Source organism: Pseudomonas sp. PDM10, from assembly GCF_014852295.1.
Lineage (GTDB): Bacteria > Pseudomonadota > Gammaproteobacteria > Pseudomonadales > Pseudomonadaceae > Aquipseudomonas.
Genome location: NZ_JACVBJ010000005.1, coordinates 36,489 through 49,388 on the forward strand (window position 1 = coordinate 36,489; position 12,900 = coordinate 49,388).

The window sequence follows — 12,900 nt, forward strand, 5'->3', positions numbered from 1 at the left end:
TCAATTCACCACAAATCTACCCGGCTAAACCTTGACCCGAGCCTGCATGATCTCCCACAGGGGAATGCATTCCCCTGTGGGAGCGAGCCTGCTCGCGAAAGCGGTGGTCAATTCACCACAAATCTACCCGGCTAAACCTTGACCCGAGCCTGCATGATCTCCGATTCATCCCAATGATCCTGCACTCGCTCTACGAGCAACTGCACGCCATCGGCCATGCGGCTGAGCGCCAGGGCTACCGAGCGCCGTGTCCCGTCCACTTCGTCTGCCAGATTGGCCGCGATGGCGCTGATGGACAGCAGGTCTTCGGCGGCGTTGGCCAGCAGGGTTTCGGTGTTGACCTCGGGGGCAACAGTGAAGAGGTGGCCTTTGCGGTGCCTGGGCGGCTTTTCGGTGGTCGGGGGGAAGTAGTGGGCGAAGGCGCGGTCGGCGGCTTCTTTGAGTTTTTCGGCTTCGAGTGGATCTTCGGAGGGGGTGCCAGAGTTGTCTGGCGGATTTGGAGATACCTTGAACATATAAAACTCCCTAAACAGTAAGTTGGAACCGCCACCGTTCGTTTGCACGCGAATGGGGTGGCAGCTGAGCGCAGGTGTGCAAGACCGGGACTGTTTAGGACACCCAGCAGATCCGAGGATCTCCTGCGCGCAGCCGCCATAAAGCAGCGAGCCTATTAATGCTCATTGAGATATATGGCAATTGCGACCTAAACAGTTTCGTCGGACTTGCACGTCCGTGTCACCGTTTATTCAGTGACAAAGCCAGACTAGACCCGGCTTCGGACCGGAACAAGTTCACCAACGCCGCTACAACTTGAAGGAAATCTCCGACGCGGTTACCGGACGTTGGTGCCTGTAGGAAAGGTCAGGGTTTGGACGACAAATCCGCCATCCCCTTGAGCAACTCGATCGGCAGCGGAAAGACAATCGTCGAACTCTTGTCCCCGGCAATCGAACTCAATGTCTGCATATACCGCAGCTGCATGGCCCCAGGCTGGCGCCCGAGCATTTCGGCGGCCTGCATGAGTTTTTCCGAGGCCTGCAATTCGCCTTCGGCGTGGATCACCTTGGCCCGGCGTTCCCGTTCGGCTTCGGCCTGTTTGGCGATGGCGCGGATCATCGATTCGTTAAGGTCCACGTGCTTGATCTCGACGTTAGCGACCTTGATGCCCCACGCATCGGTCTGGGCGTCGAGCACTTGCTGGATGTCGATGTTCAACCGCTCACGTTCGGCCAGCAGCTCATCGAGTTCATGTTTACCGAGTACCGCCCGCAACGTGGTCTGGGCCAGTTGGCTGGTGGCCATGAGAAAGTCTTCGACCTGGATAATCGCTTTCTGCGGATCGAGGACACGGAAATACAGCACCGCGTTGACCTTGACCGAGACGTTGTCGCGGGTGATCACGTCTTGTGGCGGCACGTCGAGGACCACGGTACGCAAATCGACGCGAACCATTTGCTGCACCACCGGAATCAGCAGGATCAGGCCAGGGCCTTTGACCTGCCAGAAGCGCCCGAGCTGGAACACCACCCCGCGCTCGTATTCGCGCAGGATGCGGAAGGTCGACCCCGCCAGCGCAATCACCAGTAACAGCAGCGCGGCAAAACCCAGTTGCAGGCCCATGGTTATTCTCCACCCGGCGCCGCGTCAGCCGCGGCCACTTGCAGCAATAATCCCTTGCGTGCCACCACCCGGACCTGTTGCCCGGGGCGCAGTGGCGTGGCGCTGAGTACTTGCCACTGTTCGCCTTGCAGGTGCACCCAGCCGTTATAGGCGTTGTCGGCTTGTAACGACATCACCGAGGTCACGCTGCCAATGAGTTCGGCATCGCCACTGACGTTGTGGCGCGGTCGGGTTTTCAGGGCGCGGATCAGCAGGAAAATCAGCAACAGGGCACTGATCAGTCCCAGGCCGATCATCAACGGAACCGGCACCTCGGTGTTGGTCAGAATCACCGCGCCGATCACGAACATCACAATGCCGCCCAGACCGATCACGCCGTAATTGGGCAGGGCTGCCTCGGCGATCAGAAACGCGATGCCGAACGTGATCAGCCAGATCCCGATGGGGTTGGGCACCAGCAGGACGACGGTGTCCGCCGCGAAAACCGATCCGCTCAAGGCCAACAGCAACGCTACTGCGCAACAACGAATGTTCACGTGACCCTCCGGGAGAGTCATTGATGGTTCTTTATACAGTCTAGCTGAGCTCTGAATTGTACGAATTTTGATCAGTTGCTGACGTTGTTCCGGCGGGCAGATTTCCCGCGCGATGGCGCCAGCGGGCCTAGACTTTTAGTGGTGAGAAAGGTTTAACCATCGTCCGCGAAACGTTGTTGCGGACACCGAGGTGCATCATGCGTATGGCAAGAACTGTGCAGGACAGCCTTAACAAGGCTCAATGCGAATTTGACGTCGTCACCCATCCGCACTCGGCCAGCAGCCTTGAAACGGCGCGGGTCGCAGGCATTCCTGCCGAACGGGTGGCCAAATCGGTGATCCTCGACGACCACCACGGCCATTACCTGATGGCTGTGCTGCCAGCGAGCCGTCACCTGGACCTGAGCAAAGTACGTGGCAGTGGCGAATGGCAGATCACCCGGGAAAGCACCCTGGCGCATCTGTTCCAGGATTGCGAACGCGGCGCCGTGCCGGCGTTGGGCGAATCCTATGGCCTGGACATGGTCATCGACCCACTGCTGACCCGGCAAAAAGACATCTACCTGGAGGCGGGTAACCACAACAACCTGGTGCACATGAGCGTGCCGGAATTCCTGAAAATGGTGCCGCATGCTGAAGTGTGCGAGTTGAGTCAGTAGATTCTCGGCGTCAGTTACATCGCCATCGCGAGCAGGCTCGCTCCCACAGTTGAGCGCGATTCCATGTGGGAGCGAGCCTGCTCGCGATTGACTGCGCAGCAGTCACCCAATCATTTGCCATGAAAAAGGAGCCCAACATGGAATCCCCAACCCACAGCCTCCCCAACCTGTTCAAACAACTCGGCCTGCCTGACGACGCCGAAAGCATCGACAAATTCATCGCCACCCATTCACCGCTCAAACCCGAATTGCACCTGGCGGATGCGTTCTTCTGGACCAAGAGCCAGGCGGATTTCCTGCGTGACGACATTCTGGATGACGCCGATTGGGCGGAGGTGGTGGATCAGCTGGATGTGCTGTTGCGGAAGGGGCGGGGGGTGTAAAAAATTTGAGCGCAAAACCTTGTCACAGCTTTTCTGAAAGGTGTTACCTGCGCTGCAGTAGCTTTCATGCGTTTAGTCCGACTATGAGACCGAGTCATGCAATGTGTTTTGGCAGAAAGAGTCATGAGCATCTCTGAGCTCGCGAAAAACGCAGGTGCTGCGGTACGCGAGGCGCAAGACGGGCCTATTGCGGTGCTGGAAAACAATAAGATCAAGGCCTATCTGGTTTCGGCAGATCTTTATGAAGCGATGCTGGTGCGTCTAGGTGATTTCAATCTGGCGTCCTGATGGATCGTAAAAAGCTGTCCGTCCGCCTGAGAATTGTTTCAAAACTTGACCAACTTTCCCCTCAAATGCCATATTGATAGTTAGCAAACTAACAGTGTGTGTTTCCCCTCGTGCCGAAGAACCTCGACGCTCTCCAGATGAACATCAGCAGCTCCATGGTGGTGGCCGCCAGGCATTGGCGCAGGATCTGCCAGACCACGCTGGTCAACTATGGAATCTCCGAAGCCTGCGCCGTTCCGTTGTTGATGATCGGGCGTTTGGGCGAGGGTGTGCGGCAGGTGACGGTGGCGCAGGCGGCCGGGATGGAGAGCCCGTCGCTGGTGCGCCTGCTGGATCAGTTGTGTCATGCCGGCTACGTGTGCCGTACCGAAGATGCCCATGACCGTCGCGCCAAATGCCTGAGCCTGACCGCGACGGGTCGTGAGTTGGTGCAAGCCGTCGAAATCGAGCTGGTGCGCTTGCGCCATGAAGTGCTCGAAGGGATCGAGCAGAGTGATCTGGAAGCAGCGTTGCGGGTGCTGAGGGCTTTTGAATCGGCCAATCATCTGCCGGTGATCAACCCTTGAGCGGATTTTTTACCGGCATGCCCCCGGCGCGGGACTGGTTCTACGGTGTGCGAACGTTCGCGGCGTCGATGATCGCGCTGTACATCGCCATGCTCATGCAAATGCCCCGGCCTTATTGGGCGATGGCCACGGTCTACATCGTTTCCAGTCCGTTTGTCGGCCCTACCAGTTCCAAGGCGCTGTACCGCGCGGTCGGCACCCTTCTCGGTGCCGCCGCGGCGGTTTTTTTCGTGCCGATGTTTGTTCAGAGCCCCTATGTGCTGGTGATGGTCATCGCGCTGTGGACCGGAACTCTGCTGTTCCTCTCAATGCACCTGCGCACCGCCAACAATTACGCGCTGATGCTCGCCGGGTACACCTTGCCGCTGATTGCCTTGCCCGTGGTGGATAACCCGTTAGCGGTATGGGACATCGCAGAGGCGCGGACGGAAGAAATCTTCCTCGGCATCGCCGTAGCCGCGGTGGTCGGCGCGATGTTCTGGCCCCGGCGGCTGGCGCCGGTGTTCAACGATTCGGTGAGCAAATGGTTTGCCGATGCCTCGACTTACAGCCTGCGTTTCCTTAGCCGCAACGTGCAGCCGGACGAAGTCAGCGCGCTGCGTTCGTCGATGGTCGCAACCTTCAACACGCTGGAATTGATGATCGGCCAGTTGCCCCACGAAGGCGCGCGGCCGCAAACGGTGCGCAATACCAAGGAACTGCGCGGTCGCATGATTCACCTGCTGCCAGTGATCGACGCCCTCGACGACGCGCTGTATGCCCTTGAACGGCGCACGCCCGAGCTTGTGGATAAGTTCGCGCCGCTGCTGGCCGCGACTACCGAATGGCTCGGCCATAAAGACGCCGACCTCGAGCGCTGGCAAGCGCTGAAAGATCAACTTGAAGCCCTGCAACCGTCCGCCGAAGCGTTGGATGATCGCAAGCAGCTGCTGTTCTCCAACGCCCTGTATCGCCTCGGCGAGTGGGTCGATGTGTGGCAGGACTGCCGCAGCCTGCAGTACGCCATCCAGTGCGAAAGCCAGGACAGCTGGCGCGCGGTCTATCGGCACTGGCGACTGGGTCGGCTGTCGCCGTTTCTCGACCGTGGGCTGATGCTCTATTCGGCGGCGTCCACCGTCACCGCGATCATCGTCGCGTCGGTGCTGTGGATTCTGCTCGGCTGGACCGACGGCGGCGCCGCGGTGATTCTGGCGGCGGTGGCGTGCAGCTTTTTCGCTTCGATGGACGACCCGGCGCCGCAGATTTACCGGTTCTTTTTCTGGACGGCAATGTCGGTATTGTTCGCCAGTCTTTATTTGTTTCTGGTCCTGCCCAACCTGCATGACTTCCCGATGCTGGTGCTGGCGTTTGCCGTGCCGTTCATTTGCATCGGCACCCTGACGGTCAAGCCGCAGTTCTATCTGGGTATGCTGCTGACTCTGGTCAACACCTCGTCTTTCATCAGTATTCAGGGCGCCTACGACGCGGACTTTCTCAGCTTCGCCAACTCCAACCTAGCCGGTCCCGTGGGCTTGTTGTTCGCCTTCGTCTGGACCCTGATCGCCCGGCCGTTCGGCGCCGAACTGGCGGCCAAGCGCCTGACCCGTTTCAGCTGGCACGACATTGTCAGCCTCACAGAACCGGCGTCGCTGGCCGATCACCGGCACTTGGGCGTGCAAATGCTCGATCGCCTGATGCAGCATTTGCCGCGCCTGGCCATGACCGGCCAGGACACCGGCATCGCCCTGCGGGAAGTGCGCGTGGCGCTGAACCTGCTGGATTTGCTCGCCTATACACCACGAGTCCTCGGCGCACCGCAAGTGCTGCTGCATCAGGTGGTGGCCGAGGTCGGCGAGTATTTCAAGGCCTGCCTCAAGGCTGGCGAACGTTTGCCGGCGCCGAGTCCGTTGTTGATGACCCTGGACCGCACCCGCCGTGCCCTCAACACGGAGTGCGATGAGGGCGCCCGTCTGCATCTGCTGCATGCCTTGAGCGGCCTGCGTCTGTCGCTGCTGCCAGGGGTGGAATTCGTCGGCAGTGGCGAGCTCGAAGAACCGCTTCCCCATGGCATCGATGGAGCGCCTTTATGATCGGTGATCTGGATATCAGCGGGGTGTTTCTGCCCACGCTGCTGGTGCTGATGGGCATTACGTACGTGTTGTTCCTGCTGGTGCACGGATTGCTGACGCGTCTGCACTTTTACCGTCTGGTCTGGCACCGGGCATTGTTTAACGTGGCTCTCTACGCTTTGCTGCTCGGCGCCGTGGACTCACTCAGTCGATACCTGATGACATGAAAAAACCTTTTTTGACCCTCGGTCGCGTGGTGCTGACCCTGCTGATCGTGAGCTTCGCCGTTGTCGTGGTCTGGCGCATGGTGATGTATTACATGTTCGCGCCCTGGACCCGCGACGGCCACATCCGTGCTGACATCGTGCAGATCGCGCCGGACGTGTCCGGGCTGATCCAGCAGGTCGACGTGCGTGACAACCAACTGGTGAAACGTGGCCAGGTGCTGTTCAGCATTGATCAGGACCGTTTCAAACTGGCCCTGCGTCAGGCCAAGGCGGCGGTCGCCGACCGTCAGGAAACCCTGGCGCAGGCGCAACGCGAAGCCAAACGTAACCGCGGCCTCGGCAATCTGGTGCCGGGCGAGCAGCTGGAAGAGAGCCAGTCCCGGGTGGCCCGCGCCGAAGTGGCGTTGATGGAAGCCCAGGTGGCGGTGGACAGCGCCCAGCTCAACCTCGACCGCTCGACCATCCGCAGCCCGGTGGACGGCTACGTCAACGACCGTGCACCGCGCAACCAGGAATTCGTCACGGCTGGGCGGCCAGTGTTGTCAGTGGTGGACAGCAATTCATTCCACATCGACGGTTATTTCGAAGAGACCAAGCTGGACGGCATTCATGTCGGCCAGAGCGTCGATATTCGGGTGATCGGCGACCGCGCTCGCCTGCGCGGGCATGTGGAAAGCATCGTCGCCGGCATCGAAGACCGCGACCGCAGCAGCGGCAGCAACTTGCTGCCCAACGTCAACCCGGCGTTCAGCTGGGTGCGGCTGGCCCAGCGGATTCCGGTGCGGATCGCTTTCGATGACGTGCCGGCGGATTTCCGCATGATTGCCGGTCGCACGGCGACGGTTTCTATCATGGATGACCACCCGCAGGAGCCCGCGAAATGAGCAGGGCCTCGGGTTTGGCTATCGCCGGGTTAGGCCTGTTGCTGTCGGCCTGTCAGGTGGTCGGGCCGGATTATCACGTGCCGGACGAGGCCGCCGTACACCGTGAAGACTTGCAGGGCGACTTGGCGGTGAACGGCAAAAATGTCGTCTCGGCACCGGTGCCCAGCGATTGGTGGCGTTTGTATCAGGATCCGCGCCTCGATCAATTGGTCGAGCAGGCCATGGCCTCCAACACCGATTTACGGGTGGCGGCGGCGAACCTTTCCCGAGCGCGCGCGCAGGTCGATGAAGCTCAAGCGGCAGGTGGCTGGAGCGGCGGGGTGAAGATGGGCGCCCAGCGTTTGCAGGAGTCCGGCGAAGCATTCCTGCTGCCGGAGAAAGTGCCGGTGGCCAACGTCGGCGACATTGGCATTACCACCTCGTATCAGTTCGACCTGTTTGGCGTTTTACAGCGCGGCATCGAAGCGGCCAAGGCTAATGCCGATGCGACTCAAGCGGCGGCGGATACGGCGCGAATTACCTTGGTCGCCGACGTTGTTCGGGCCTACACCCAAGTCTGCGCAGCTAACGAAGAGCAGGAAATCGCCCAGCATTCTCTCGACCTGCAAGCCCAGAGCACCACGCTGATCCAGCGCTTGCGTGACGCCGGGCGCGGTGATGAAACCCAGGTCACCCGCTCGCAAACCCAATTCAAATCCCTGCGCGCCGACATGCCGCGTTATGAGGCCGCGCGTCAGGCCGGGTTGTTCCGCTTGTCGATGCTGTTGGCCAAACCGCTGGATCAACTGCCAGCCGGCACCGACCGCTGCGCGCAGCTGCCAAAGATTGCGCAATTGTTGCCGGTCGGTGACGGCGCGACGTTGCTCAAGCGCCGTCCCGATGTGCGGCAGGCCGAGCGACGGCTGGCTGCCGCGACCGCCGGTATCGGCATCGCCACGGGCGAGTTGTACCCGGACATCAGCATCGGCGCGACCGTCGGTACCGTTGGCATCCTGGAAAACCTCGGCAAACCGGCGACCAATCGCTGGGGCTTCGGGCCGTTGCTGACCTGGACCGTGCCGTCCAACGGCTCCCGAGCGCGAATCCGCGAGGCCGAAGCCACCACCCAAGGCGCGCTGGCACATTTCGATGGCGTGGTGCTCAACGCCATCCGCGAAACCCAAACCGGTCTGGCCCAGTACTCCGCGCTGTTGCAGCGCCGCGATGCGTTGGCCGACGCCGAGCAATCGGCGCAATTGGCCGCAGACCAGACCCACCGCTTCTTCCAGGCTGGCCGCGCGTCGTTCCTGGCGGACTTGCAGGCGACCCGCACCTACACCGACGTGCGGGCGCAACTGGCTTCCGCCAGCACGCAGGTTGCCATGAGCCAGATCGATTTGTTCCTGGCATTGGGCGGTGGCTGGGAAAGCGGACGAACGCAAGGCACGAACTCCGGCAAACCCTGAGGCCGTTGCTATGCTTTGATTTGATGAGGTCGCGCGTCGAACTCATCAATCAAGGCTCGCGTTGGTCATGGGGATTCCAATAATGAAAAACCCTTATGCTCCCGGCTTCTGGTGCGCTATAGCGGCATTGGTGTTGCTGTCGGCCACCTATTTCTACGGCATCATGCTCGCCCACCAGATCGACAAGGCACTGGTGTTCCTCGACAGCGCCGCGGCATTGATTGCCGTGATGGCAATCGTGGTGGTGGCCTGGGCTTCAGTCCAGGGCACGCGCATCAAAAAAAGACAGCTCGAACAAGGCAAGACCCTGGTGCTGATCTGGGACACCAAGGTCGCGCTGCGCCGTGTCGAAACGGTGTTCGATCGGTATTTTTGGGGCAGTTACTGGCAACCGGGGCGTACGTTCCAGGAAGTCATGGGCGAACTCACCGGAACCCCGCTGGAAAAAAGCCTCGAAACCCTGAAAAAACAATGCCAGGCGCTGGACAAGCAAGTGGCCGAGGAGGGCTGGCACTGGCTCAATAACGCCCGTGAACTCTCCGATGTCGCCACCGCCATGGCCCGTGAACGTTATCAACTGGACTTCTGCGATCCGCGCTCGGAATCCCCCAGCGGCACGGCGGTGATCAATCGCGACTTCGAAGTGCTGGTCTATACATGGACCGCACGGCTCAAGAGTTTTGATCATCAGCTTGATGAGATCGAGGTTCAGTATTCCTGATTCTGTGTTGGCGGGACTTACGCCATCGCGAGCAGGCTCGCTCCCACATGGGTTATGTGTCGATCACAACACCCTGTGGGAGCGAGCCTGCTCGCGATGGCGATTTCATATCCGCCGAAACTCTCAACCCCTGCGTATGGTCCATAGACACTCTTTCACCTTTAATCATTGGGTCGCCCGGTGCGCCTGATGCTAATCTCCATCGCACTTTTAACGCAGTCGTGACCGTAACCCGTCGGGTTCAGGGAAGACGACCACACCTTCAAACAACGGACATTGATCGGGTAATTCATGAATAAATCAGCAGGCGTGCTTCTTGGAATCGTCGTTGCCATCGGCGCAATCAGCGCTGGCGGTGCCTGGTACACCGGCACCAAGCTCGAAGGTGTGCTGAACAACTCGATCGCCGACGCCAACAAAGAGTTGCAAGCTGCGCTGGTCGGTTCCAACGGCACAGCGTCGCTGGAGCTGGTGTCGCTGGAGCGCCATGTGTTCAGCAGCACCGCGCACTACCGCCTCAAAGGCGAAGGCGAGATGTTCGGTGAAGCACCGGTGGAGTTGCTGTTCGTCGATCGCATCGAGCACGGTCCGCTGCCGTTTTCGCGCCTGATGTCGCTGAAGTGGCTGCCGGTCCTGGCCACCAGTCACTACGAACTGGAAAGAACGCCTAACACCGAGAAATGGTTCGCCGCTGCCAAGGACAAATCGCCAATCACGGGCGTGGTCAATATCGGTTACGACAATGCCACCAACGGCACCCTGCAATTGCTGCCGCTGGACGTGGCACTTGACGACAAGTCCAACCTGAAATTCTCCGGGCTGAACCTCGATGTCGCCGCCAGCGCTCAAGCGCAGAAGCTCAAGGCCGACGGTTACATGGACAGCCTGACCCTGAGCACGGTGGCTGAAGATCAGACGCCAGTGAAGGTCGAACTGAATGGCCTGACTGTGGCCAGCAACCTGACAAAAAGTACCTACGGCTACTACACCGGCGAGAACACCGTCGAGCTGACCGACAGCAAGACCACCTTCGGCGCCAAGCAGTCGGTTTTGGGTTTCAAGAAATTTGAAATGAAGAACCAGACCGAGGAGTCCGGCACCAGCGCTTCGGGGCGTGCCGATTACAAGGTGGGTGAAGTGTCCTTGAACGGCAAGGCTGTCGGGTCTGCGCAGATGGCCATGAGCCTGAAGAACCTCGACATCCCGGCAACCATGTCGTTGATGCAGATTTACCAGACCAAACTGCAACCGTACGAGAGGGCCGCCGCTGAGGCCGCCGCTGCGGGTGAACCGGCGCCACAGCTGGTCCTGACCCCGGCCGAAGAGGCGCAGGTCAAAACCGGCCTGGAGAAACTGCTGGCTGCCGGCCCGCAGGTCGCCCTGGAGAATCTGTCGTTCAACACCGCCAATGGTGAAAGCCGCGCCAACCTGGTGCTCGACCTGACCAAACCACAATCCATGGACCTGCCGCCGGACCAGTTGACCCAACAACTGATCGCGCTGCTGGACGTTAACGTGAAAGTGTCCAAGCCAATGCTCGTTGACCTGCTGAGCGTGCAGTCGCAAATCGAAGGTCAGACCGACGCGAAACTCATCGCCGATCAGGCGACCGCCACCGCCGACATGTTTGGCAGCATGGCAGTCGGTACGCAGTTGGCAAAACTGGACGACAACAACATCGTCTCCAAACTGCACTACGCCAATAATCAGGTGGAATTCAACGGCCAGAAGATGACCGTCGAAGAGTTTGTCGGGTTTGTCATGAGCAAACTCGGCGGGAATGTCGCCGTCGAGTAACACCAGGGCTTACAGACCGACGCCCGGCCTCTGCGCAACGCAGACGCCGGGCGTTTTGCTGTCTGGCGTTTGAAGTGGGGAGAGCAGCCGTTAATTCAAGTCCCGAATCAACCGCCACGCCTCATCCACCGGCAACGGCTGTTTCATCCGTTCGGCGAGCAGCGCTATCGCACGTTCTTCATCGCAAGCCACTGCGGCGACCAGCAATCCCTCCTTGCCGAACAGGCCGATAAAGGGAGGGTGGTCAGGGTCGCCTTTGAACTCGACCTCGTCCCAGGTCGCGGCGTGGCCAATGTAGTCGTAGTTTTTACCGAAGTGCCAGGTCCAGAAATAGGGCACGTCGAGGTAATGTTCGTCGCCGCCGAGCATGTTCATCGCCGCGATCCGTGCCTGTTGCTGTGCCAGGCGCCAATGTTCGATCCGTTGGGGCTGGCCGTTGAGCGGGAAGGTTGCGATATCGCCGGCGGCCCAAAGCCCATCGGTCACGCGCATCCCGCCGTCGACCTTCAGTGACTGGTCTTTTTCCAGGGGAAGGCCGGTAAATGCGCCGGTTGCCGGGCTGACGCCAATGCCGACCAATACCAGATCCGCCGGTAAACGTTGACCGTTGTCCAGGCGCACCGCTTCGACGCTGGCGGTTCCTTCGATGTGCGTTGCGTTGCCATCCGTATGAAACACCACGCCATTGGCCTCGTGCAGGGCACGAATCGCCTTGCCGACGGCGTCGCCAAACTGTTTGGCGAAAGGCACGGCGTGGCGGGCCAGCACGGTGACGTCCAGGCCGTATTGACGCAGGGAGGACGCGGATTCCATGGCGATGAAACTGTCGCCGATGATCACCGCTCGTTGGCCAGGTTTTGCCGAGCCCAGAATCCGCTGCGCCTGATCTTTCGAACGCAGCACGAACACTTGCGGCAGGTCGGCGCCAGGCAGCGTAAGCGGATTGGGTGTGCCACCGGTGGCGAGCAGGGCAGCGTCGTAGCTCAGCGATTGACCATCAGCCAGGCGCAACGTCTTGTTCGCGGCGTCCAGGCTCGTCACTTCAGCGTTCATCCGCTCAATGCGCTGTTCGCGGTAAAAATCTTCATCACGCAGCGGCGGGACTTCTTCCGGCGGCATCTCCCCGGCAATCACGAATTTGCTCAGGACCGTGCGGTCGTAACCGGCGCCAGTTTCACGGTCGATCAACAGCACCCGGCCACCGAAGCCCTTTTCGCGCAATGCTGCCGCGCACGCCGTGCCTGCGGCGCCAGCGCCGATGATCACAAACGTTCGCTCGTCGTCCGCCGGTGGGGTGTGAGCGTCGGACATTGGCTGATCGTCGACCCAGACTTCGTCATCGCGTACTTCCAGCCGATAGCGCTTGAGACTGTCCAGGGCCGGCGGTTCGCACAGCGCACCGTCCTCGATCCGATACGCAGCCTTGTGCCAGGGGCAGATCAAACGTCCGTGGCACAGAGCGCCTTCGGCCAGCGGCGCCCCGGCATGGGGGCATTCACCCTGGAAAGCACGCAGATGATCGCCCACCCGCAGCAGGACAATTTTCGTGTCCGCGATCTGGACTTCAAGGCCCCGGTTTTCGGGCACATCGGCGAAACGGGCGACACGGTGCAGTGCCATGATCACTCTCCAGGCAAGCGTTTCACTTAAGAGTTTGGCGCTTATCTGGAGGTTCAGCCAATTCTGAGTGCCAGCGAGTGAACGGTCCGGCTATAGTTTGCACGCC

Annotated in this window: 14 protein-coding genes; 10 read left to right on the forward strand and 4 right to left on the reverse strand. The window is 60.3% G+C overall.

Translation table 11 applies throughout. The annotated features are described in order from the left end of the window. Nucleotides 1-131: 131 nt before the first annotated feature. The 3 genes from IB252_RS17870 to IB252_RS17880 form a co-directional block, all read right to left on the reverse strand. Nucleotides 132-515 carry a DUF6124 family protein gene (locus tag IB252_RS17870; RefSeq protein ID WP_192409771.1) on the reverse strand — a complete coding sequence of 128 codons (384 nt, stop codon included), beginning with the start codon at nt 513-515 and terminating at the stop codon, nt 132-134. A gap of 346 nt (nt 516-861) precedes the next feature. Further along, nucleotides 862-1,620: a slipin family protein gene (locus IB252_RS17875; protein WP_129439535.1), complete on the reverse strand. Its 759-nt coding sequence runs from the start codon at nt 1,618-1,620 to the stop codon at nt 862-864. 2 nt (nt 1,621-1,622) lie between these two features. Next, entirely contained in the window at nt 1,623-2,156 is a 534-nt protein-coding gene (locus IB252_RS17880) for an NfeD family protein (protein ID WP_111449568.1), read from the reverse strand. Nucleotides 2,157-2,353: 197 nt separating this feature from the next. On the opposite strand from IB252_RS17880, the gene IB252_RS17885 reads away from it, so the two are divergent. The 10 genes from IB252_RS17885 (at nt 2,354) to IB252_RS17930 (ending at nt 11,174) form a co-directional block, all read left to right on the forward strand. Next, on the forward strand, nt 2,354-2,815 hold the full coding sequence (locus tag IB252_RS17885) for an aminoacyl-tRNA deacylase (protein ID WP_033058638.1): 462 nt from the start codon (nt 2,354-2,356) through the stop codon (nt 2,813-2,815). Nucleotides 2,816-2,952: 137 nt separating this feature from the next. Then, on the forward strand, nt 2,953-3,198 hold the full coding sequence (locus tag IB252_RS17890; protein ID WP_008148139.1) for a DUF2789 domain-containing protein: 246 nt from the start codon (nt 2,953-2,955) through the stop codon (nt 3,196-3,198). 123 nt (nt 3,199-3,321) lie between these two features. Next, a complete protein-coding gene (locus IB252_RS17895; protein ID WP_225607491.1) occupies nt 3,322-3,486 on the forward strand; it encodes a type II toxin-antitoxin system Phd/YefM family antitoxin in 165 nt (54 codons plus the stop codon). A gap of 137 nt (nt 3,487-3,623) precedes the next feature. Continuing rightward, the gene (locus tag IB252_RS17900) at nt 3,624-4,052 is read left to right on the forward strand and encodes a MarR family winged helix-turn-helix transcriptional regulator (protein WP_192409772.1); all 429 of its coding nucleotides are present in this window, start codon (nt 3,624-3,626) and stop codon (nt 4,050-4,052) included. Continuing rightward, nucleotides 4,049-6,121, forward strand: coding sequence for an FUSC family protein (locus IB252_RS17905; RefSeq protein WP_192409773.1), 2,073 nt, complete (start codon nt 4,049-4,051; stop codon nt 6,119-6,121). The genes IB252_RS17900 and IB252_RS17905 overlap by 4 nt, the downstream gene beginning before the upstream one ends. Beyond that, on the forward strand, nt 6,118-6,327 hold the full coding sequence (locus tag IB252_RS17910) for a DUF1656 domain-containing protein (RefSeq protein WP_008148151.1): 210 nt from the start codon (nt 6,118-6,120) through the stop codon (nt 6,325-6,327). The genes IB252_RS17905 and IB252_RS17910 overlap by 4 nt, the downstream gene beginning before the upstream one ends. Then, nucleotides 6,324-7,211 carry an HlyD family secretion protein gene (locus IB252_RS17915; RefSeq protein WP_192409774.1) on the forward strand — a complete coding sequence of 296 codons (888 nt, stop codon included), beginning with the start codon at nt 6,324-6,326 and terminating at the stop codon, nt 7,209-7,211. The genes IB252_RS17910 and IB252_RS17915 overlap by 4 nt, the downstream gene beginning before the upstream one ends. Continuing rightward, the gene (locus IB252_RS17920; RefSeq protein ID WP_192409775.1) at nt 7,208-8,656 is read left to right on the forward strand and encodes an efflux transporter outer membrane subunit; all 1,449 of its coding nucleotides are present in this window, start codon (nt 7,208-7,210) and stop codon (nt 8,654-8,656) included. Before IB252_RS17915 ends, IB252_RS17920 begins: the two co-directional genes overlap by 4 nt. Before the next feature lie 82 nt (nt 8,657-8,738). Continuing rightward, entirely contained in the window at nt 8,739-9,377 is a 639-nt protein-coding gene (locus tag IB252_RS17925) for an NADH:ubiquinone oxidoreductase subunit N (protein ID WP_123369099.1), read from the forward strand. A 291-nt stretch (nt 9,378-9,668) separates the two neighbouring features. Next, nucleotides 9,669-11,174 (forward strand): YdgA family protein, encoded by a 1,506-nt coding sequence (locus tag IB252_RS17930; protein WP_192409776.1) that lies wholly within the window; start codon nt 9,669-9,671, stop codon nt 11,172-11,174. 90 nt (nt 11,175-11,264) lie between these two features. Here the strand turns inward: IB252_RS17930 and IB252_RS17935 are convergent, their stop codons facing one another. Continuing rightward, complete coding sequence (locus IB252_RS17935) at nt 11,265-12,794, reverse strand: apoptosis inducing factor family protein (protein ID WP_192409777.1); 1,530 nt, start codon at nt 12,792-12,794, stop codon at nt 11,265-11,267. Nucleotides 12,795-12,900: the final 106 nt, after the last annotated feature.

What these genes read in the sequence shown, in the direction of transcription:
- IB252_RS17925 (WP_123369099.1), top strand. Translation starts at nt 8,739, where the DNA reads ATGAAAAACCCTTATGCTCCCGGCTTCTGGTGCGCTATAGCGGCATTG.
- IB252_RS17890 (WP_008148139.1), top strand. Translation starts at nt 2,953, where the DNA reads ATGGAATCCCCAACCCACAGCCTCCCCAACCTGTTCAAACAACTCGGC.
- IB252_RS17930 (WP_192409776.1), top strand. Translation starts at nt 9,669, where the DNA reads ATGAATAAATCAGCAGGCGTGCTTCTTGGAATCGTCGTTGCCATCGGC.
- IB252_RS17935 (WP_192409777.1), bottom strand. Translation starts at nt 12,794, where the DNA reads ATGGCACTGCACCGTGTCGCCCGTTTCGCCGATGTGCCCGAAAACCGG.
- IB252_RS17910 (WP_008148151.1), top strand. Translation starts at nt 6,118, where the DNA reads ATGATCGGTGATCTGGATATCAGCGGGGTGTTTCTGCCCACGCTGCTG.
- IB252_RS17885 (WP_033058638.1), top strand. Translation starts at nt 2,354, where the DNA reads ATGCGTATGGCAAGAACTGTGCAGGACAGCCTTAACAAGGCTCAATGC.
- IB252_RS17900 (WP_192409772.1), top strand. Translation starts at nt 3,624, where the DNA reads ATGAACATCAGCAGCTCCATGGTGGTGGCCGCCAGGCATTGGCGCAGG.
- IB252_RS17920 (WP_192409775.1), top strand. Translation starts at nt 7,208, where the DNA reads ATGAGCAGGGCCTCGGGTTTGGCTATCGCCGGGTTAGGCCTGTTGCTG.
- IB252_RS17875 (WP_129439535.1), bottom strand. Translation starts at nt 1,620, where the DNA reads ATGGGCCTGCAACTGGGTTTTGCCGCGCTGCTGTTACTGGTGATTGCG.
- IB252_RS17870 (WP_192409771.1), bottom strand. Translation starts at nt 515, where the DNA reads ATGTTCAAGGTATCTCCAAATCCGCCAGACAACTCTGGCACCCCCTCC.
- IB252_RS17895 (WP_225607491.1), top strand. Translation starts at nt 3,322, where the DNA reads ATGAGCATCTCTGAGCTCGCGAAAAACGCAGGTGCTGCGGTACGCGAG.
- IB252_RS17915 (WP_192409774.1), top strand. Translation starts at nt 6,324, where the DNA reads ATGAAAAAACCTTTTTTGACCCTCGGTCGCGTGGTGCTGACCCTGCTG.